Raw genomic sequence first — 17,236 nt, 5'->3', positions numbered from 1 at the left:
GTGGGACGACGTCGTAGTGGTCACCCCCGGGAGAATACGCTCAGCCGGCGGCCGGTGACAGCCGTGACCGGCGGCGCTTGCGGGGCGGGGTGACTTCCGCGTCTGGGATGTCTGACGTGTCCGCGGATGGGGCAGTTGTGCTGTCGGTCTCGTCGGTGGGCTTCTCGGTCGGGGCCTCGGTCGCGGGCTTCTCGGTCGGGGCCTCGGTCGCCGGTGCCTCGTCGGTCAGCGCCTCGTCGGCAGGCTCCGTCTCGGCAGGCTCAGACTCGGCGACAGCTTCCTCGGCCACAGCCTCTTCGGTTACCCCCGCGCCGTCCGACCCGTCGTCGTCCGGCTTCTCGCCGGCGCCGCCGCCCGGGCCGCCGTCCCGCAGCGCCACCAGGGACTCCTCCAGGATGTCGAGCGCCATCTCCAGCTCGGGCTGGACGATCGACAGGGGCGGCGACAGGCGGATGGTCGAGGCGTGCGTGTCCTTGGCGAGCACACCCCGCTCGAGCAGCGCCTCGCACAGCTCGCGGCCGGTGCCGAGCTCCGGGTCCACGTCGACGCCGGCCCAGAGCCCGACGCAGCGCGCACCGGTCAGCAGACCCTGGTCCACCAGCGCGTCGAGCCGCTCCTGGAGCACCTTGCCCGACGCCGCGGCTCGGGCCTGGTACTGCCCCGTCGAGAGCAGGTCGAGCGCGGCGACGCCGACCGCGCACGCCAGCGGGTTGCCGCCGAACGTGGAGCCGTGCGTGCCCGGCGTCAGGACGCCGAGGATCTCGGGCCTGCCGACGACGGCCGAGACCGCCACGATCCCGCCGCCGAGCGCCTTGCCCAGGCAGACCAGGTCCGGCTGCACGTCCCAGAGCTCGCAGGCCAGGGTGGTGCCGGTGCGGCCGAGGCCCGACTGGATCTCGTCGGCGACCAGGACGATGTTCTTCTCGGTGGTGAGGGCACGCAGGCCGGGCCAGAAGTCGTCCGGCGGGATCACCACGCCGGCCTCGCCCTGCACCGGCTCCATCAGCACGGCCACGGTGGTGTCGTCGACGGCGTCGGCCACGGCCTGCAGGTCACCGAACGGCACCCGCACGAAGCCGGGGGCGAACGGTCCGAACCCGTCGCGCGCGACCGGGTCGTCCGACAGCCCGACCAAGGTGGTGGTGCGGCCGTGGAAGTTGCCCCCGGCGATCACGATCGTCGCCTGGCCCTCCGGCACGCCGCGTACGTCGTAGCCCCACTTGCGGACCGCCTTGATCGCGGTCTCCACGGCCTCGGCGCCGGTGTTCATCGGCACCACGAGGCTGTCCTCGCCGCCGGTCGTCAGCGGGCCCACCACCTCGACGAGCCGCTGGGCGAACTCCTCGAGCCGGTCGTGGTCGAACGCACGGGACGTGAGGGTGACCTGGCGCAGCTGCGTCATCGCAGCCGCGACCAGCCCTTGGTGCAGGTGCCCGAAGTTCAGGGCCGAGTACCCCGACAGGAAGTCGAGGAACTCGTTGCCGTCGGTGTCCCATACGTGTGTACCGTGCGCCCGCGCGATCGTGACCGGCAGGGGATGGTACGTCGGGGCGAGTGCGCCGTGCGTCGTGTCCGCCATGACCCGCAGCCTAGGTCGGGTCCCGGAATCCCGCCTCGCCGCCCGCATATATCGGCCGCTCGGTGCCGGGAACGACCTACTTCTGCTCGATGACGCGCGGGAACCGGTCCGGCGGCGGGCCGAACGCGGCACGGGACTGCGCGATGACGGTGTGGCCGAGCGCGCGGGCGCCGACCAGGCCGACGACGGCCCCGATGCCGAACGGCAGGATGCGCCCGAGCAGCAGGCTGCCCTGCTTGGCGATCTGCTTCTTGATGAACTGGTGGGTCAGCGCCTTGTTGACGCGCTGGAGCGTGCCGCGGGGCATGCTCGTGAGCAGCACCTTGCCCCACGCGACACCGGAGCCGCCGATGGCGTCCTCGACGTCCTTCGCACCCTTGTCACCGAGCACGGTGGCGAGCAGGAGCGCGCGCCGGCGCGGGACGTCCTGGACGTCGATCCCGTGCACGTCCGCGATGGCGAGCGAGAACGCCGCGGACGACGCGAAGAACGTCGCCACGTCGCTCGTCGACAGCGCGACGCTCGCGGCGGTGCCGACCGCCGGGATCGCCGCGGCCGCGCCGACGGCACTGCCCGTGGTCTGGATGACCCGCATGTACTCCTTCTCCAGGAGCTTGATGATCTCCGCCGGCGAGGCGTCGGGGTTCCGCGCGCGCACCTTGTCCACATGCTTGTGGATGGTGGCCGAGGGGATGGTCACGGCCCGGTCCACCAGATGGTCGAGGGGGCCGTCCGGTTTGTAGTTGAGCCAGTCCGCCTTGGTGACGTGCAGCGACCCGTCGGGCTTGACGAGCGAGTCGCCCGGGGTGGCCTTGCCGTTGGACTCGGCTGCGGTCAGCTTCTTGTCGTCGGTCATGGTCAGCCCTCCGGCTGGTTGAACTGCGCGTCCGGGATCCGGGCGCCCGCCTCGAGCGTGCGCCCGACGGTGCAGGCCTTGTCGATCGACCGCTGGGCGATCGTCAGGAGCTTGGCCCGGTCCTCGTCGTCGAGGGCGGACAGGTCGATCTCGAACTTCTCGGTGAGCACCGGGTACCGGTCCTCCGCCATGTCCTTGGGGTCCTCGACGCGGATCGTGGTCTTGTAGTCGTCACCCAGGCGGCGCGCGAAGGCGCGGTCGCTGCTCATCCCGGCGCAGGCGGCGAGCGCGACCTTCAGCAGCTCGCCCGGCGTGAACACCGCACCGGCGCTGGCCGGTCCGATCTCCACGCGCGCGCCGCGGGCCGAGAAGCCCGTGTACGTGCGCGTGCCGTTGCGCTCCACCCACAGCGGGTCCGTGGGTGAGGGGGTCACGGCGTCCTCGGTGGGCGTGGCTCCCGGGGTGGTGGTCTGCTCCGTCATGAGGGTGATCCTTCCACTGCTCACCGACACGGTCACGTAGCTGGACGCTCCGGGTCCCGGTCGGTCGGCCTAGTGCTCAACGCGAACGGCCTCCGCGACGTTCCCGTTCGCCGGGCAGAGCGGCCCGTACGCTGCGACGATCTCACCCATGGCGCAGAACGTGAGCGGCGAGCAGGGGGCGACCGGGGCGACGTCGGGCGGGGGGAGAACCGCGTGGCGGCCGGACTGGAAGGACATCGGCCTGCGCCTGCTCGGCGTAGCCGCCGTGATCCTCGCCGTCTGGCTGATCTACCTGTTCCTGGACGCGTTCCTGCCCCGCTGGTGGGCCCAGGTGATCGGCAACGCGGTGGACGGTTCGTTCGCCGCGGGCGCCTGGTGGGGGCTCATGGTGGGCGCGGTCTTCACTCTGGTCCCGGTGCTGTTCCTCGCGCAGGCCGTGCTGACCCGGCGGTCCTGGCAGGTGCGCAGCGGGTACCTCGCGGCGGCGGTGGTGTTCGCGGTGCCCAACCTGCTGACGCTCGGGATCGTCATGGGCACCTCGGCGGCGGCGCACGCCGGCGAGCGGATCCTCGACGTCGACGGGCCCGCGTTCCGTGGTGGGTCGGCCTGGGGCGCGGTGGCGGGCGGCGTCGTGGCCCTCGTGATCGTGACGATGGGCGTGCTCTACCGCCGGCGCGGTGCCCGGCTCAAGGAGCTCCGGGCGGACCGGTCCTGACCCGTGGCGCTGCCCGGGCTCCCGGCGGTCGCGGACGTAGGCTTGCCCCCATGACCGAGATCGACACCCCGTACGAGGACCTGCTCCGTGACGTGCTCGCCACCGGCGCCCGCAAGGGCGACCGCACCGGCACGGGGACGCGCAGCGTGTTCGGGCGGCAGATCCGGTACGACCTGGCCAAGGGGTTCCCGTTGATCACCACCAAGCGCGTGCACCTCAAGTCGGTCGTCTACGAGCTGCTCTGGTTCCTGCGCGGCGACTCCAACGTGCGCTGGTTGCAGGAGCGCGGCGTCAAGATCTGGGACGACTGGGCCGACGAGTCGGGCGAGCTGGGCCCGGTCTACGGGGTCCAGTGGCGCTCGTGGCCCACTCCCGACGGCGGGCACGTGGACCAGATCGCCAAGGTCGTCGAGCAGATCCGCACCAACCCCGACTCGCGGCGGCACATCGTCACGGCGTGGAACCCGGCCGAGGTGGACGACATGGCGCTCCCGCCGTGCCACGCCCTGTTCCAGTTCTACGTGGCGGACGGCAAGCTGAGCTGCCAGCTCTACCAGCGCTCGGCCGACCTGTTCCTCGGGGTGCCGTTCAACATCGCGTCCTACGCGCTGCTGACGCACATGGTCGCGGCGCAGACCGGGCTCGAGGTCGGCGAGTTCGTCTGGACCGGCGGCGACGTGCACATCTACGACAACCACGTGGAGCAGGTCGAGACGCAGCTCGCGCGCGACCCGTACCCCTACCCGTCGTTGCGGCTCGCCCCGCGCGACTCGATCTTCGACTACGAGTTCGAGGACGTCGAGGTGCTGGGGTACGTCTCGCACCCCACCATCAAGGCCCCGATCGCCGTCTGATGATCGGGCTCATCTGGGGGCAGGCGCGCGACGCCGCAGGCCGGCCCGTGATCGGCGCCGGCGGCGACATCCCGTGGCACGTGCCCGAGGACTTCGCGCACTTCAAGCGCACCACGGCCGGGCACCCCGTCGTGATGGGCCGGCTCACCTGGGAGTCGCTGCCCAGGCGTCCGCTGCCGGGGCGCACCAACATCGTCATCTCCTCGCGCGGCCCTCACGGGGTGCCCGACGCCGACGGCGACGTCGTGCCGGCCGGCACCCTGGGCGAGGCGCTCACGGTCGCGGCCGACGCGCCGGGCGGCGACGAGATCTGGGTGATGGGCGGGTCGCAGATCTACAACGCCGCGATGCCCGTCGCGGACGTGCTCGAGGTGAGCGAGATCAACACCGAGGTCGAGGGCGACGTGTACGCCCCGGAGATCGGTCCGGAGTGGTCGGTCGCCTCCGCGACGGAGTGGACGACGTCGTCCTCCGGGCTGCGGTTCCGGCACCTGCGGTACACGCGTTCCGACCAGCCAGGGTGACCGTACGAATCCGGGGTGTGTTGCTCTGCGTAGACAAGTTCTACTGAGAGCAACACACCCCGAGTTCGTGGTGGTTCCCGGGCGCGGCCACGCCCGCCGACAGCTCAGACCAGGTCGCGGACCGCCGCGTACTGCTCGCGAACCACGGGCTTCGGGTCGGCCGCCAGCGTGGTCGCGATCGTCGTCGACCAGGCGGGTGCGGCGACGTCGTCCGCGCCGCCCGGGGCCGACGCCGCGGCGAGCGTCCACGCGGCCTGGCGCGCGGCGCCGTCGGCCACGTACTCGCCCGGCTCGGGGATGCCGATCGGCAGGCCGAAGACCTGCGGGGCGATCTGCTGCACGGCCGGGGACTGCGCGGCACCGCCGATCAGCATCACGCGCTCCACCGCGACACCCTGGGCGCGCAGCGCGTCCAGACCGTCGGCGAGCCCGCAGAGCATGCCCTCGATGTAGGCGCGCGCCAGGTGCGAGCGGGTCGACGTCGCGAGGCGGATGCCGTGCAGCGTGCCGGTGGCGTCGGGCCGGTTGGGGGTGCGCTCGCCCTCCAGGTACGGCACGAGCACCAGGCCGTCGGAGCCGGGCGGGGCCTGGAGCGCCAGCTCGGCGAGTTCGTCGAAGTCGACGTCGAGCACCTCGCGGGCGGCGTCCAGCACGCGCGCCGCGTTGAGCGTGACGGCGAGCATGAGGGCGTTCCCGGTCGCGTCGGCGAACCCGTTGATCGCGCCGGTGCCGTCCGCGGTGCGCTTGGGAGCGACGGCGGACACCACACCGGAGGTGCCGATCGAGATGGCGATGTCGCCCGGCGTCATGCCGAGCCCGAGGGACGCGCCGGCGTTGTCGCCCGCGCCGGGGCCGATGAGGCAGCCGGTCCCTGAGCCTGTCGAAGGGTCGAGGTCGGCGCCCGCGATGCTCGGGTGTGCGACGGCGCCCGCCTCGGCCACGCCGACCACGCGCGGGAGCACGACGTCGGTCCGGCCCAGGGCGCGTTCCAGCAGGTCAGGCCGGTACTCGCCGACGGCGGCGTCGTAGTACCCGGTGCCCGAGGCGTCCGAGCGGTCGGTGAACAGCTTGTCGAGCTGCGGGCCCAGGGGAGCGGTCGGGTCGCCCGCGGGGCCGTAGCCCGCGATGCGCCACGACAGCCAGTCGTGGGGGAGCGCGACGGCGGCGACGCGGGCCGCGTTCTCGGGCTCGTTGTCGCGCAGCCAGCGCAGCTTGGTGACGGTCAGGGACGCGACGAGCACGGAGCCGACGGCGTCGGCCCAGGCCTGCGCCCCGGCCTCGCGGCTGCCGTCGCCGAGCTCGCTGATCAGAGCCTCGGCCGACGGCGCGGAGCGGGTGTCGTTCCAGAGCAGCGCCGGGCGCACGACGTTGCCGTCGGCATCGAGGGTGACCATGCCGTGCTGCTGGCCGCCCACCGAGATCGCGGCGACGTCGGCCAGGCCGCCCGCGGCGGCTGCCGCCTCCTGGAAGGCGTCCCACCAGTGCTGCGGGTCCACCTCCGTGCCGTCGGGGTGCTTGGCGGAACCGGTGCGGACCAGCGCCCCGGTCTCGGCGTCGCGCACGACGATCTTGCAGGACTGCGTGGACGTGTCCACGCCGGCGACGAGGGGCATCGGTGCTCCAGGAGGTGGTTCGTAGGGAGAGGCGACTGACACGCTACAGCGCGTCGGACGCACGCTGGTCGAGCGTGTCGGACGCACGTCGGTCGAGCTTGTCGAGACCTGGTGAGGTCTCGACAAGCTCGACCAGCGGTGGGCCGGCTCGACCAGCGGATGTGGCTTGACCGGCGGAGGGGTCAGCCGATCAGGTGGTTCAGCGCCAGCTGGTGCAGGCGGACCAGGCCGTAGTCCTTCTCGGCGAGGGCGTCGACGTCGGGGTCGGCCTCGGCGAGGAAGGAGTCGAACGACTCGCCCTCGGCGAGCGTCGACTGGCCCAGCTCGAAGATCCCGGCCTGCTCGAACGCGGCCTGGACCTCGGGGTCCTCGCGGTACTGCTTCGCCTTGGCGGCGAGCAGGTCGTAGGTCTTCATGTTGGCCGCGGCCGACTCCCACACGCCGTCGAGGTACTCGGTGCGCGAGGGCTTGTAGTCGAAGTGGCGCGGGCCCTCGTAGCGGGGGCCGCCGTTCGGGAAGCCGTTCTCCAGCAGGTCCACGGTGAAGAACGCGGACAGCAGGTCGCCGTGACCGAACACGAGGTCCTGGTCGTACTTCGGGCCGTGCTGACCGTTCAGGTCGATGTGGAACAGCTTGCCCACGTGCAGCGCCAGGGCGATGCCGTGCGTGTAGTTCAGGCCGGCCATTTGCTCGTGACCGACCTCGGGGTTGAGGCCCACGATGTCGGCGTTGTCGAGCGAGTCGATCAGCGCGATGGCGTGCCCGATGGTCGGCAGGAAGATGTCGCCGCGGGGCTCGTTCGGCTTGGGCTCCAGGGCGATCTTCAGCCCGTAGCCCTTCTCCTTGATGTACGAGGCGACGGTGTCGATGCCCTCGGCGTAGCGCGCGTGCGCGGCGTTGAGGTCCTTCGAGTTGTCGTACTCGGTGCCCTCGCGGCCACCCCACATGACGAACGTGGACGCGCCCATGTCGGCGGCGAGGTCCACGTTGCGCAGCACCTTGCGCAGGCCGAAGCGGCGCACCTCGCGGTTGTTGGAGGTGAACGCGCCGTCCTTGAAGACGGGGTGCGTGAACGTGTTGGTGGTGACCATCTCGCAGACCAGGCCGGTGTCGGCGGAGGCCTTCTTGACGGAGTCGATGTGCTTCTGGCGCTCGGTGTCGTCCGAGCCGAAGGGGTAGACGTCGTTGTCGTGGAACGTGAAGCCCCAGGCACCGAGGTCGGCGAGCTTGCGGACCGACTCGGCCGGGTCCAGCTCGGGGCGGGTCGCCGTGCCGAACGGGTCGGCGGCGGGCCAGCCGACGGTCCACAGGCCGAACGAGTACTTGATGTCGCTCACGGGGTCTCCTCGTCGAGGGCGGCCCCGGCATGCGGCGCCGCATTAGTTGTACGACTGAACTATTACCCGGCCCTCGGCTACAGTCAAGGCGTGACCACCGCCGGGACCGCCCACGACACCTCCACGCGGACGGGCCCCGCCGCGGCCCGCCAGCACTCCCTGCGCGAGCACAACCTGGAGCTCGTCGCCCGCGCGGTGTTCGAGGTGCCTGAACCACTCTCCCGCGCGGGGGTGGCGGCCGCGACCGGTCTGGCCCGGGCCACGGTGTCCACGCTGGTGGACCAGCTCGTGGCCGCGCGCCTGGTGCGCGAGCTGCCCGCCGTGACCGGCGGCCGGGCCGGCCGGCCCGCTGTCCCGCTGGTCCCGGCACCCCGGTCCCTCGTGGGCCTCGGCCTCGAGGTCAACGTGGACTACCTGGGCGTGCGTGTGCTCGATCTCACCGGCGAGGTCGTGGCCGACCGCGTGGTCCCGGGCGCGTTCCACGACAGCGACCCCGCCGTGGTGCTCGGCCGCCTCGGCGAGCTCGCCCGCGAGGTGTGCGACGGCGTCGCCGCGGCGGGCATGACGGTCGCGGGCGCGCGGCTCGCCCTGCCGGGCCTGGTCGACCCGCGCACCGGCCTGCTGGAGGTGGCGCCCAACCTGGGCTGGTCATCGCTCGAGCCGGTCGGCCTGCTGGGCCTTGGCGAGCTGCCCGTCCGCATCGCCAACGAGGCCAAGCTCGCGGCGCTCGCGGAGCTCGCCGGCGGGTCCGACGTCGCCGCGCCCGACTCGTTCGTCTTCGTCTCGGGTGACGTCGGCATCGGCGCGGCCATCGTCGTCGACCGCGCGCTCTTCCTGGGGGAGCGGGGCTGGAACGGCGAGATCGGGCACGTCGTCGTCGACCCCGCCGGGCCGCGCTGCTCGTGCGGCGCCTTCGGCTGCCTGGAACAGTACGCGGGCAAGGCGGCCATGATGCGCGCGGCGGGGCTACCGCCCGACGCCCCGCTCGCCGCGCTCGTCGAACGCCTCGCCGACGGCGGCCCGGGGGTGCCGGACAGCGGGGGAGCGTCGGCCGACGGCGCCCTCCCCGCCGGGCGGGCCCTCGGCTCGGCGCTCGCCGACTTCGTGAACCTGCTCGACGTCTCGACGATCGTGCTCGGCGGCGCCTACACCGACCTGCTGCCGTGGCTGCGCGCCGACATCGAGGCCGTGCTCGCCGACCGCGTGCTCGCGGCCCCGTTCGTGGACCTGCAGGTCAGGGCCGCGCAGGCCGGGCCGCAGGCAGCGCTGACGGGCGGTGCCCGCGAGGTGCTGCAGGCCGTGCTCGCGGACCCGGCGGCCTGGGTCTAGGCGGCCGGTCGGGGGCCGGGTCTCGACAGGCTCGACCAGCGAGACGGCTCGACCAGCGGGCCGGGCTCGAGCCCTACGGCTCGTCCGGCGCGTCGATCGGGCCGAGGGTGATCGCCGGCGCGTCCGCCGGCTCCTCGAGTGTCTCGACCGGCTTGTCCTCCTTGCCGAGCAGCCGCGCGACGGCGCCGTCGAGCATGTCGGTGATGGTCCTGACGAGGCCCTCCTCGTCGCGGGCCTCGAGCCGCTCGACGATCACGGCGTGTGCGTCGGCGGTGTCCTTGCGGACCACGTACTCGTCGCTCACGGAGAAGGTGGCCATCCGCACCTCGACGATGAGCGTGGTCATCCAGCGGGTGAGCCAGGGGTTACCGGTCGCCGCTACGAGCGCCCAGTGCAGGTTCAGGTCGGCCCCGCCGACCCGGCGGGCGTCACCGGTGCGGTTCGCGTCGACGAGCTCGTCGTGCGCCCGGCGCACGCTCGACAGCGCGGCGTCGTCCCCGGAGCGGACGAGCAGGCGGGCCGCGGTGATCTCCACCGACTTGCGCGCCTCGTAGAGCGCCGGGAGCCGCTCCCGCGAGATCGTCGCGACGCGCATGCCGCGCCCCGGCGTCGCCACCAGCAGCCCCTCCTGGACCAGGCGCTGGGCGGCCTCCCGCAGCGGCCCGCGGCTCACGCCGAGCTGCGTCGCCACCTCCACCTCGCGGATCGGCGAGCCGACGGCGAGCACGCCCGCGTACACCGCGTTGCGCAGCTCGGTCTGGATCAGGTCGACGGTCGAGGGACGCGTCACGCGCGAGAAGGACGGCGCAGTCGCCAGGGTGGCCCGTGGCGGGTGGTACATCGGTGCTCCTTCCGTGAGCGCAACGTCGATGACGACATCATCCCCGGTGCGCAGGCTTCTGTGCGGCCACGGCGGTCTCCGGGGCGGTTCCGGCCGGGTGAACTAGCAGATTGTAGACAATCATAATGTCGAACGCTAGATTGTCTGAACGTCGTCATTCCGCTACGGTGGCGAGCCGTCCGTGAACTCCAGCCCACCCGGGCTTTGCTTTTCTGCCGGGGTGGCGTGAAGGGAACCATGTCTAGATCAAGCGTCCGCCCGCTGCGCCGAGCCGTCCTCGCCGCAGGGTCCGTACTGACCCTGGCCGCGCTGGCCGCGTGCTCGTCGACGGCCCCGGACCAGGCCGGTGGCGCGCTCCAGCAGCTCCAGGACGACGGCACCATCACCGTCGCCTTCAACGGTGAGGAGCCCTACTCCTACGAGGACGGCGGCGAGCTCACCGGAGCCACCATCAAGCTGAACGAGGCGATCTTCAGCGAGCTCGGCATCGACACCGTCGAGGGCGTGCAGACGGAGTGGAACTCGCTCATCCCCGGCCTGACCGCCGGCCGGTACGACGCCGTGAGCGCCGGGATGTCGATCCTTCCCGAGCGCTGCTCGGAGGCGATCTTCTCCGAGCCCGAGATCATGTACACGACGGCGTTCCTGACGCCGACGGGCAACCCTGACAACCTGACGGACATGCAGTCCGCCAAGGACGCCGGCGTGAAGCTCGCCGTGCTCAGCGGCGCCATCGAGGAGGGCTACACCAAGTCCCTCGGGATCGAGACCGTCAAGGTCGGCTCGCCGCAGGACGCGCTCGACGCCGTCACCTCGGGCCGGGCCGACGCGTCGGCGCTGACCGCCATCTCGCTCAACGCGCTGGTGGCGCGCTCGAACGCCGACGTCGAGGTCACCGACTCCTTCGTGGCTGTGATCGACGGCGTGCCGCAGATCGGCGCCGGCGCCACGGTCTTCCCGAAGGGCGAGGAGGAGCTTCGCGACGCGTACAACGAGAAGCTCGCCGAGATCGTCTCCGACGAGGACCGCTGGATGGAGATCGCAGGCCCGTTCGGCTTCACCGCCGCCGAGCGCCCCGTCGAGGGCCTGACCACCGAGAAGCTCTGTGAGGGCGACCTGGAGTCGCTGGCCAAGGACCTGGCCCCGGAGCTCGGCCTCGACAGCTGACCCCGCACGTGTCCGACAACGTGCAAAAGCTCGTCGATCTGCTGCCGCAGCTCGGCGAAGGAATTCTCGTCACTCTCCAGCTCACGATCGCCGGTGCGGTACTCGCGCTGATCATCGCGTTCGGCCTGGGCCTGGGCTCCCGAGCCCGGACCCGGTGGGCGCGGGTGCCGTCCCGGGTGGTCGTGGAGTTCTTCCGCGGCACGTCGCTCGTGGTGCAGATCTTCTGGCTGTACTACGTGCTGCCGCTGCCGCCGTTCTACGTCGAGCTCGACCCGCTGGCCTGCGGCATCATCGCGCTCGGGCTCAACTACGGCGCCTATGCCGCCGAGGTGGTGCGTGGTTCGATCAACTCCGTGCCCACCGGACAGTGGGAGGCGGCCACGGCGCTCGACCTGGGTGGTGTGCACCGCCTGCGCCGCGTGATCCTGCCGCAGGCCTGGCCGCTGATGATGCCCATGTTCACGAACCTGCTGATCCAGCTCGTCAAGGGTTCCGCCCTGGCGGCCTACATCACGCTGCACGACCTCAACTTCTTCATCGGGGAGCTGCGCAAGGGCACGACCGACACGGTGTTCGCCTACACGGTGGGCCTGCTGCTCTACTTCGTGTTCGCCTACGCGCTCACGCTGCTGATGAACGCGCTCGAGGCGCGCGCCAAGCACAAGGTCGGCCAGGGGCCGTCGCTGCGCGAGGTCCTGCGCCTGACACCCGCTAGAACCGCCGGGACGGAGGTGCGCTCATGAACGACTTCTGGAGCTGGGACCACGCCGCCGCGGTGTTCCCCGATCTGATCAAGGGCCTGGGCATCACTGTCCTGGCGACCGTGGTGGGCATGATCATCGCCGCGGTGCTGGGGCTCGTCGTCGCGATCGTGCGGCGGTCCCGCGTGCGGGTCGTCACCATGCCGGTCGGCTTCCTGGTCGAGTTCATCCGGTCCACGCCGCTGCTGGTGCAGCTCGTGTTCGCCAACCTGATGTTCACGCAGTTCCCGTCGCTCGCCGTCGGCTGCGTGGTGCTCGGCATCCATTACGCGACCTACATGTCGGAGGTCTACCGGGCCGGCATCGACGCGGTGCCGGGCGGGCAGTGGGAGGCCGCCGTCGCGCTCGACCTGCCGCGCAGCCGGACCTGGCGCGCGGTGATCCTGCCGCAGGCGATCCGGAACACGCTGCCCGGTCTGGGAAACTACGCGATCTCCATGTTCAAGGAGACGCCGTTCCTGGCCTTCATCTACGTGGTCGAGATGTATGCCGCCGCGCAGGCGTACGGCGGTGCGAACTTCCGCTACATCGAGGCGATCACCCTCGCCGGCCTGCTCTTCCTCCTGGTGAGCTACCCGACCTCGCTGCTCGTCCGCCGAATGGAGAACCGTCTTGCCTGACAACGACACCACCCCTGCCATCGAGTTCCAGGGCGTCGGCAAGCGCTTCGGCGACAACGTCGTGCTCGACGGCCTGAACTTCACGGTCGCCAAGGGTGACCGCGTCACGCTGATCGGACCGTCCGGCTCCGGCAAGACGACCATCCTGCGTCTGCTCATGACGCTGGAGGAGGCGAACGACGGCCTGATCCTCGTGGACGGGAAGCCGTACACGCACGAGATCCGCGGCGGCAAGCGCGTCGCGATCCCGGAGAAGCGGCGCAGCCTCGTGCGGCGCCGGGTCGGGATGGTGTTCCAGCAGTTCAACCTGTTCCCGAACATGTCGGTGCTGGAGAACATCATCGAGGCCCCGATCCACGTGCTCGGGATCCCCAAGGCGCAGGCGGTCGCCCGGGCCGAGGACCTGCTGGAGAAGGTGGGCCTGGCCGACAAGCGCGACGCCCGCTGCACCCAGCTGTCCGGCGGGCAGCAGCAGCGCGTCGCCATCGCGCGCGCCCTGGCCATGGAGCCGGAGATCCTGCTCCTGGACGAGGTGACCTCTGCGCTCGACCCCGAGCTGGTGGCCGACGTGCTCGGCGTGCTCCGCAACATCGCCGAGACCACCGACATCACCATGCTGATCGTCACGCACGAGATGCAGTTCGCCCGGGAGGTCTCCAACCGGGTGCTGATGTTCGACGGCGGCAAGATCATCGAGGAGGCGCACCCGGAGACGATCTTCACGTCGCCGGAGAACGAGCGGACCCAGGAGTTCCTCCGCGCGGTCCTCTGACCGCCCCTGGCCCCGCGGCGCGTCCGTCCCTGCGGACGGGCGCGCCGCGTGCGTGCCCGCCCGGTCGGGTCACCAGGCGAGGGGACCGGCCTGGTCGACGAACGTCCCGCTCGCACCGTCCGGCCCGAGCAGGGCCATGCGCGCCACGACCGGTGCCGCCTCCTCGGGCGACGTCGGCGCCGCGGCCCGGTTGTCCGGACCGCCCAGGTCGGTCCGGACCCAGCCCGGGCAGACCGAGTTCACGAGGATCGGCGTGTCCGCGAGCGACTTGGACAGGGCCACGGTCAGCGCGTTGAGCGCGGCCTTCGAGCCCTGGTAGGCGGGCAGGACCAGGCCGAAGTACGGCGACCGCGGGTCGAGCTGCTCGGTCAGCGAGCCCATGGCGGTCGAGACGTTCACGATGCGGCCGGCGGCGGACCGCCGCAGCAGCGGCAGCATCGCCTGCGTGACCGCTGCGGCGCCGAACAGGTTGGTCTCGAACGTCGAGCGGAACATGGTCAGGTCCAGCGGATGCTCCTGGTCGGGCGCGGTGGCCTCCGGCAGGATGCCCGCGTTGTTGACCAGGATGTCCAGGCGGCCGTAGCCGAGCCCGATGTGCTCCGCGGCGGCCGTCACCTGGGCCTGGTCGGTCACGTCGAGCGTCACCGGCCGGGCGGCCAGCCCCGCCTCGCGCAGGGTCGTCGCCGCGTCCGCCGCCCGGGCGGTGTCACGCCCGCCCACCAGCACGGTGGCGCCGGCCTCTGCCAGTCGGCGGGCCACGGCGAGACCGAGTCCTCTGTTCGCTCCGGTGACCAGGGCGATCGGGGTGTTGTCGTCGTACGCGTTCGTCATGGCCCAAGCCTCGACGGCCGGACACCGTGATGCTGGCGGGATCCCGCCGTCGCATTCGCGCGCTTCCGGGCAGGCCGGGTCAGACCGCCGCGCCCACCCCGCCCAGCGTGCCGACGAGCGAGGCCAGCTCCGGCACCTGTTCCGCCTCCTGCAGAGCCTCGTGCAGCGCGCGGTCGTGCGTCGGGCGCGCGGCCACCAGCAGCTTCTCACCGGCCTTCGTGAGCTCGGTGTAGATGCCGCGCCGGTCGTCCTGGCACAGCACGCGCGTGAGCAGCGCGCGGTCCTCCAGGCGGTTGACCAGGCGCGTCGTGGCACTCGGCGAGAGCGCCGTCGCGCGGCCGAGCTGCTGCATGCGCATGTGCCAGCCGTCCTGCCGGGACAGCGCGTCCAGCACGGTGTACTCCACGACGGACAGGCCGTGCTCGGCCTGCAGCGCGCGCTCGAGCGCGGTGTCGATCATGCCGTGCAGCGCGGCGAGCGTTCGCCAGCCCTGGGCACGGATCTCGACGGCGTCGTCGGCGATTCCCATGGGCCCTCCTTCGCGGGCGTGATTCCGGTCTCCAACTATAGCGCTTGTGCAACTAGTGCGCGCGTGCAACTATCTAGGAGGCGCGTGCAACTAAACGCGTCCGCCTGGTGTCCGCGTACGCGCAGCAGGCACCGTTCGGAGAACAGCAAGGAGCCCTCATGTCTTCCCCCGCCTCGACCTCTGCCCTGACCCCCGCCGTCGCCCTCCCCAACGCCGCCCGCCCGGGCGCGACCATGCCGCAGATCGGGTTCGGCGTCTTCCAGGTGCCCGACGCCGAGACCACCCGCGCCGTCGGCCACGCGCTGGAGGCCGGGTACCGCAGCGTCGACACCGCCGCCGTCTACGGCAACGAGGCGGGCGTGGGCCGCGCACTGGCGGAGTCCGGCCTGGCCCGCGACGACCTGTTCGTCACGAGCAAGCTGTGGACCGACTCCATGGCGCGCGACGCCGTGCGCCCGGCCCTCGAGCGCAGCCTGGAGCTGCTGGGCCTCGACGCCCTCGACCTGTACCTGATCCACTGGCCGGCCGCGGCCCGCGGGCAGTACGTCGCCGCCTGGGAGGGGCTCGTCGAGGCCCGCGAGGCCGGCCTGGTCCGGGAGATCGGCGTCTCGAACTTCCAGCCGGCACACCTCGACGCGATCGTCGCCGCGACCGGCGTGCGCCCCGTCGTCAACCAGGTGGAGCTGCACCCCGCCCTGCAGCAGCGCGAGCTGCGCGCCCACCACGCGGGCCTGGGCATCGTCACCGAGGCGTGGAGCCCGCTCGCGCAGGGCGCGGTGCTCGACGAGGCTGCCGTGGCCGGCGCCGCCGAGGCGCACGGGGTCTCCGCCGCGCAGGTGGTGCTGCGCTGGCACCTGCAGCACGGGAACGTCGTGATCCCCAAGTCGGTCACGCCCGCGCGCATCGCCTCGAACCTCGACGTGCTCGGGTTCGAGCTCACCGCGCAGGAGGTCGCCGCGATCGACGCCCTCGACCGGGACGGCCGCACCGGCCCGCACCCGGACCGCTTCGACGGCTGACGGGCCCCGCCGGCACCGCCGTCCAGACACCAGCACCCCCAGCACCTCAAGGAGCACTGTCATGCCTGTCGCCCTGTGGGCCCTCGCCATCGGGGGCTTCGGGATCGGCCTCACCGAGTTCGTCATCATGGGCCTGCTGCCCGAGGTGGCCACGGACTTCGGCGTCACCGAGACCGTCGCCGGATACCTCATCTCCGGCTACGCGCTGTCCGTCGCGGTCGGTGCGGTCGGTCTCACCGCCGCGCTGACCCGGGTGGACCGCAAGAAGGCCCTGCTCGGCCTGATGATCCTGTTCATCGCGGGCAACCTGGTGTCCGCCGTGGCACCGACGTACGAGCTGATGATGCTCGGCCGGGTCGTCGCGGCCCTGTGCCACGGCGCGTTCTTCGGCATCGGCGCGGTCGTCGCGGCCGACCTGGTCGCCCGCGACCGGCGCGCCGCCGCCATCTCGATCATGTTCGCGGGCCTGACCGTCGCCAACGTGCTGGGCGTGCCGTTCGGCACCCTGCTCGGCCAGGCGGCCGGCTGGCGTTCCACCTTCTGGGCCATCACCGGCATCGGCGTGCTCGCATTCATCGGCATCGCGCTGCTGGTCCCGGCCCGGGTAGGCGTGCCCGACGACGTCGCGGGGCCGAGCGGGCAGGCCGGTCCGGGCCTGCGCGGCGAGCTCGCGGCGTTCCGCGCGCCGCAGGTCTGGCTGTCCATCGCCGTGACCGTGCTGGGCTACGGCGGCATGTTCGGCGCCTTCACGTACATCGCGTTCACGCTCACCGAGGTCAGCGGGTTCGCGAGCTCGACCGTGCCCTGGCTGCTGATCCTGTTCGGGGCGGGCCTGTTCGCGGGCAACCTGGTGGGCGGCAAGGCCGCGGACAAGAACCTCGGGGCCACCCTGCTCACCCTGCTGGTGCTGCTCACCGTGGTGCTGGCCGTCTTCGCGCTCACCGCGACCAGCCAGGTCGCGACCATGATCAGCCTGGTGCTGATGGGCGCCGTCGGCTTCGCGACCGTGCCGGGGCTGCAGATGCGGGTCATGCGGCACGCGTCGGCGGCGCCCACGCTCGCCTCCGGCGCGAACATCGCGGCGTTCAACATCGGCAACGCGTTCGGCGCCTGGGTGGGCGGGCTGACGCTCGCCGCCGGCCTCGGGTACACGTCGCCGCTGTGGGCCGGCGCCGCCGTGACCCTGGCCGGGCTCGTCGTCATGGTGGTGGCCGCGCTCGTGCGGGGCGGGGAGCGGGCCGAGGCGCGCGCCGCGCGACTGGAGCCGGCACATCAGGAGCCCGAGCGCCCGGCGGTGCCCGCCGGGCAGCTCGTCGACCGGTAGGTGCGCCTGGGCAGACTCGAACTGCCGACACCCGCTTTAGGAGAGCGGTGCTCTATCCACTGAGCTACAGGCGCTCGCGCCTC

At 72.0% G+C, this 17,236-nt stretch carries 18 protein-coding genes and 1 tRNA gene; 10 read left to right on the top strand and 9 right to left on the bottom strand.

Features of this window, described 5'->3' with window-relative positions:
• Positions 1-40: 40 nt before the first annotated feature.
• From rocD to H291_RS0122250, 3 genes are all read right to left on the bottom strand, one after another.
• Entirely contained in the window at positions 41-1,579 is a 1,539-nt protein-coding gene (gene rocD, locus H291_RS31215; protein ID WP_020017240.1) for an ornithine--oxo-acid transaminase, read from the bottom strand.
• A gap of 76 nt (positions 1,580-1,655) precedes the next feature.
• Complete coding sequence (locus H291_RS0122255) at positions 1,656-2,435, bottom strand: hypothetical protein (RefSeq protein WP_020017239.1); 780 nt, start codon at positions 2,433-2,435, stop codon at positions 1,656-1,658.
• 2 nt (positions 2,436-2,437) lie between these two features.
• Entirely contained in the window at positions 2,438-2,917 is a 480-nt protein-coding gene (locus tag H291_RS0122250; RefSeq protein WP_020017238.1) for an OsmC family protein, read from the bottom strand.
• Between the two features lie 148 nt (positions 2,918-3,065).
• Here H291_RS0122250 and H291_RS31210 point away from each other — a divergent pair, with 148 nt between their 5' ends.
• Genes H291_RS31210 through H291_RS0122235 form a run of 3 tightly spaced genes read left to right on the top strand, consistent with a single transcriptional unit; the run spans position 3,066 to position 5,010 of the window.
• Positions 3,066-3,632 (top strand): hypothetical protein, encoded by a 567-nt coding sequence (locus tag H291_RS31210; protein WP_020017237.1) that lies wholly within the window; start codon positions 3,066-3,068, stop codon positions 3,630-3,632.
• Between the two features lie 50 nt (positions 3,633-3,682).
• A complete protein-coding gene (locus H291_RS0122240) occupies positions 3,683-4,486 on the top strand; it encodes a thymidylate synthase (RefSeq protein WP_020017236.1) in 804 nt (267 codons plus the stop codon).
• Positions 4,486-5,010, top strand: a complete 525-nt coding sequence (locus H291_RS0122235) for a dihydrofolate reductase (RefSeq protein WP_020017235.1) — start codon at positions 4,486-4,488, stop codon at positions 5,008-5,010. The genes H291_RS0122240 and H291_RS0122235 overlap by 1 nt, the downstream gene beginning before the upstream one ends.
• Positions 5,011-5,114: 104 nt before the next feature.
• On the opposite strand, the gene xylB is transcribed toward H291_RS0122235, so the two are convergent.
• A complete protein-coding gene (xylB, locus tag H291_RS0122230; RefSeq protein WP_020017234.1) occupies positions 5,115-6,623 on the bottom strand; it encodes a xylulokinase in 1,509 nt (502 codons plus the stop codon).
• Between the two features lie 182 nt (positions 6,624-6,805).
• Positions 6,806-7,960 carry a xylose isomerase gene (xylA, locus tag H291_RS0122225; RefSeq protein ID WP_020017233.1) on the bottom strand — a complete coding sequence of 385 codons (1,155 nt, stop codon included), beginning with the start codon at positions 7,958-7,960 and terminating at the stop codon, positions 6,806-6,808.
• Between the two features lie 90 nt (positions 7,961-8,050).
• Between xylA and H291_RS0122220 the strand changes: the two genes are divergently transcribed.
• On the top strand, positions 8,051-9,289 hold the full coding sequence (locus H291_RS0122220; RefSeq protein WP_020017232.1) for an ROK family transcriptional regulator: 1,239 nt from the start codon (positions 8,051-8,053) through the stop codon (positions 9,287-9,289).
• A 73-nt stretch (positions 9,290-9,362) separates the two neighbouring features.
• On the opposite strand, the gene H291_RS31205 is transcribed toward H291_RS0122220, so the two are convergent.
• Positions 9,363-10,130, bottom strand: a complete 768-nt coding sequence (locus tag H291_RS31205) for a GntR family transcriptional regulator (protein WP_020017231.1) — start codon at positions 10,128-10,130, stop codon at positions 9,363-9,365.
• Between the two features lie 237 nt (positions 10,131-10,367).
• Here H291_RS31205 and H291_RS0122210 point away from each other — a divergent pair, with 237 nt between their 5' ends.
• Genes H291_RS0122210 through ehuA form a run of 4 tightly spaced genes read left to right on the top strand, consistent with a single transcriptional unit; the run spans position 10,368 to position 13,450 of the window.
• Positions 10,368-11,297, top strand: a complete 930-nt coding sequence (locus tag H291_RS0122210) for a transporter substrate-binding domain-containing protein (protein WP_020017230.1) — start codon at positions 10,368-10,370, stop codon at positions 11,295-11,297.
• 8 nt (positions 11,298-11,305) lie between these two features.
• Positions 11,306-12,040 (top strand): ectoine/hydroxyectoine ABC transporter permease subunit EhuC, encoded by a 735-nt coding sequence (gene ehuC, locus H291_RS0122205; protein ID WP_020017229.1) that lies wholly within the window; start codon positions 11,306-11,308, stop codon positions 12,038-12,040.
• Positions 12,037-12,678, top strand: a complete 642-nt coding sequence (ehuD, locus tag H291_RS0122200; protein ID WP_020017228.1) for an ectoine/hydroxyectoine ABC transporter permease subunit EhuD — start codon at positions 12,037-12,039, stop codon at positions 12,676-12,678. Before ehuC ends, ehuD begins: the two co-directional genes overlap by 4 nt.
• Positions 12,671-13,450 (top strand): ectoine/hydroxyectoine ABC transporter ATP-binding protein EhuA, encoded by a 780-nt coding sequence (ehuA, locus tag H291_RS0122195; protein WP_020017227.1) that lies wholly within the window; start codon positions 12,671-12,673, stop codon positions 13,448-13,450. The genes ehuD and ehuA overlap by 8 nt, the downstream gene beginning before the upstream one ends.
• Before the next feature lie 69 nt (positions 13,451-13,519).
• Here ehuA and H291_RS0122190 read toward each other — a convergent pair whose 3' ends face one another.
• Together H291_RS0122190 and H291_RS0122185 are read right to left on the bottom strand one after the other, a co-directional pair.
• Positions 13,520-14,281, bottom strand: coding sequence for an SDR family oxidoreductase (locus H291_RS0122190; RefSeq protein WP_020017226.1), 762 nt, complete (start codon positions 14,279-14,281; stop codon positions 13,520-13,522).
• 79 nt (positions 14,282-14,360) lie between these two features.
• On the bottom strand, positions 14,361-14,810 hold the full coding sequence (locus H291_RS0122185) for a MarR family winged helix-turn-helix transcriptional regulator (RefSeq protein ID WP_020017225.1): 450 nt from the start codon (positions 14,808-14,810) through the stop codon (positions 14,361-14,363).
• 158 nt (positions 14,811-14,968) lie between these two features.
• Between H291_RS0122185 and H291_RS0122180 the strand changes: the two genes are divergently transcribed.
• A complete protein-coding gene (locus H291_RS0122180) occupies positions 14,969-15,829 on the top strand; it encodes an aldo/keto reductase (protein ID WP_020017224.1) in 861 nt (286 codons plus the stop codon).
• Positions 15,830-15,890: 61 nt separating this feature from the next.
• On the top strand, positions 15,891-17,153 hold the full coding sequence (locus tag H291_RS31200; RefSeq protein ID WP_051109587.1) for an MFS transporter: 1,263 nt from the start codon (positions 15,891-15,893) through the stop codon (positions 17,151-17,153).
• Between the two features lies 1 nt (position 17,154).
• Here H291_RS31200 and H291_RS0122170 read toward each other — a convergent pair.
• Positions 17,155-17,227 (bottom strand) — tRNA-Arg (locus H291_RS0122170).
• Between the last annotated feature and the right edge of the window lie 9 nt (positions 17,228-17,236).

Source organism: Promicromonospora sukumoe 327MFSha3.1, from assembly GCF_000385135.1.
Taxonomy (GTDB): domain Bacteria; phylum Actinomycetota; class Actinomycetes; order Actinomycetales; family Cellulomonadaceae; genus Promicromonospora; species Promicromonospora sukumoe_B.
The sequence above is the reverse complement of the archived record's forward strand: the minus strand, read 5'-3'. Positions and strand labels throughout refer to the sequence as shown.

Coding starts and splice junctions, on each gene's coding strand:
- H291_RS0122235 (WP_020017235.1), top strand. CDS start 4,486: ATGATCGGGCTCATCTGGGGGCAGGCGCGCGACGCCGCAGGCCGGCCC.
- rocD (WP_020017240.1), bottom strand. CDS start 1,579: ATGGCGGACACGACGCACGGCGCACTCGCCCCGACGTACCATCCCCTG.
- H291_RS0122185 (WP_020017225.1), bottom strand. CDS start 14,810: ATGGGAATCGCCGACGACGCCGTCGAGATCCGTGCCCAGGGCTGGCGA.
- H291_RS0122190 (WP_020017226.1), bottom strand. CDS start 14,281: ATGACGAACGCGTACGACGACAACACCCCGATCGCCCTGGTCACCGGA.
- ehuD (WP_020017228.1), top strand. CDS start 12,037: ATGAACGACTTCTGGAGCTGGGACCACGCCGCCGCGGTGTTCCCCGAT.
- H291_RS31200 (WP_051109587.1), top strand. CDS start 15,891: ATGCCTGTCGCCCTGTGGGCCCTCGCCATCGGGGGCTTCGGGATCGGC.
- H291_RS31210 (WP_020017237.1), top strand. CDS start 3,066: ATGGCGCAGAACGTGAGCGGCGAGCAGGGGGCGACCGGGGCGACGTCG.
- H291_RS0122210 (WP_020017230.1), top strand. CDS start 10,368: ATGTCTAGATCAAGCGTCCGCCCGCTGCGCCGAGCCGTCCTCGCCGCA.
- H291_RS0122250 (WP_020017238.1), bottom strand. CDS start 2,917: ATGACGGAGCAGACCACCACCCCGGGAGCCACGCCCACCGAGGACGCC.
- H291_RS0122180 (WP_020017224.1), top strand. CDS start 14,969: ATGTCTTCCCCCGCCTCGACCTCTGCCCTGACCCCCGCCGTCGCCCTC.
- xylB (WP_020017234.1), bottom strand. CDS start 6,623: ATGCCCCTCGTCGCCGGCGTGGACACGTCCACGCAGTCCTGCAAGATC.
- H291_RS0122240 (WP_020017236.1), top strand. CDS start 3,683: ATGACCGAGATCGACACCCCGTACGAGGACCTGCTCCGTGACGTGCTC.
- H291_RS31205 (WP_020017231.1), bottom strand. CDS start 10,130: ATGTACCACCCGCCACGGGCCACCCTGGCGACTGCGCCGTCCTTCTCG.
- H291_RS0122255 (WP_020017239.1), bottom strand. CDS start 2,435: ATGACCGACGACAAGAAGCTGACCGCAGCCGAGTCCAACGGCAAGGCC.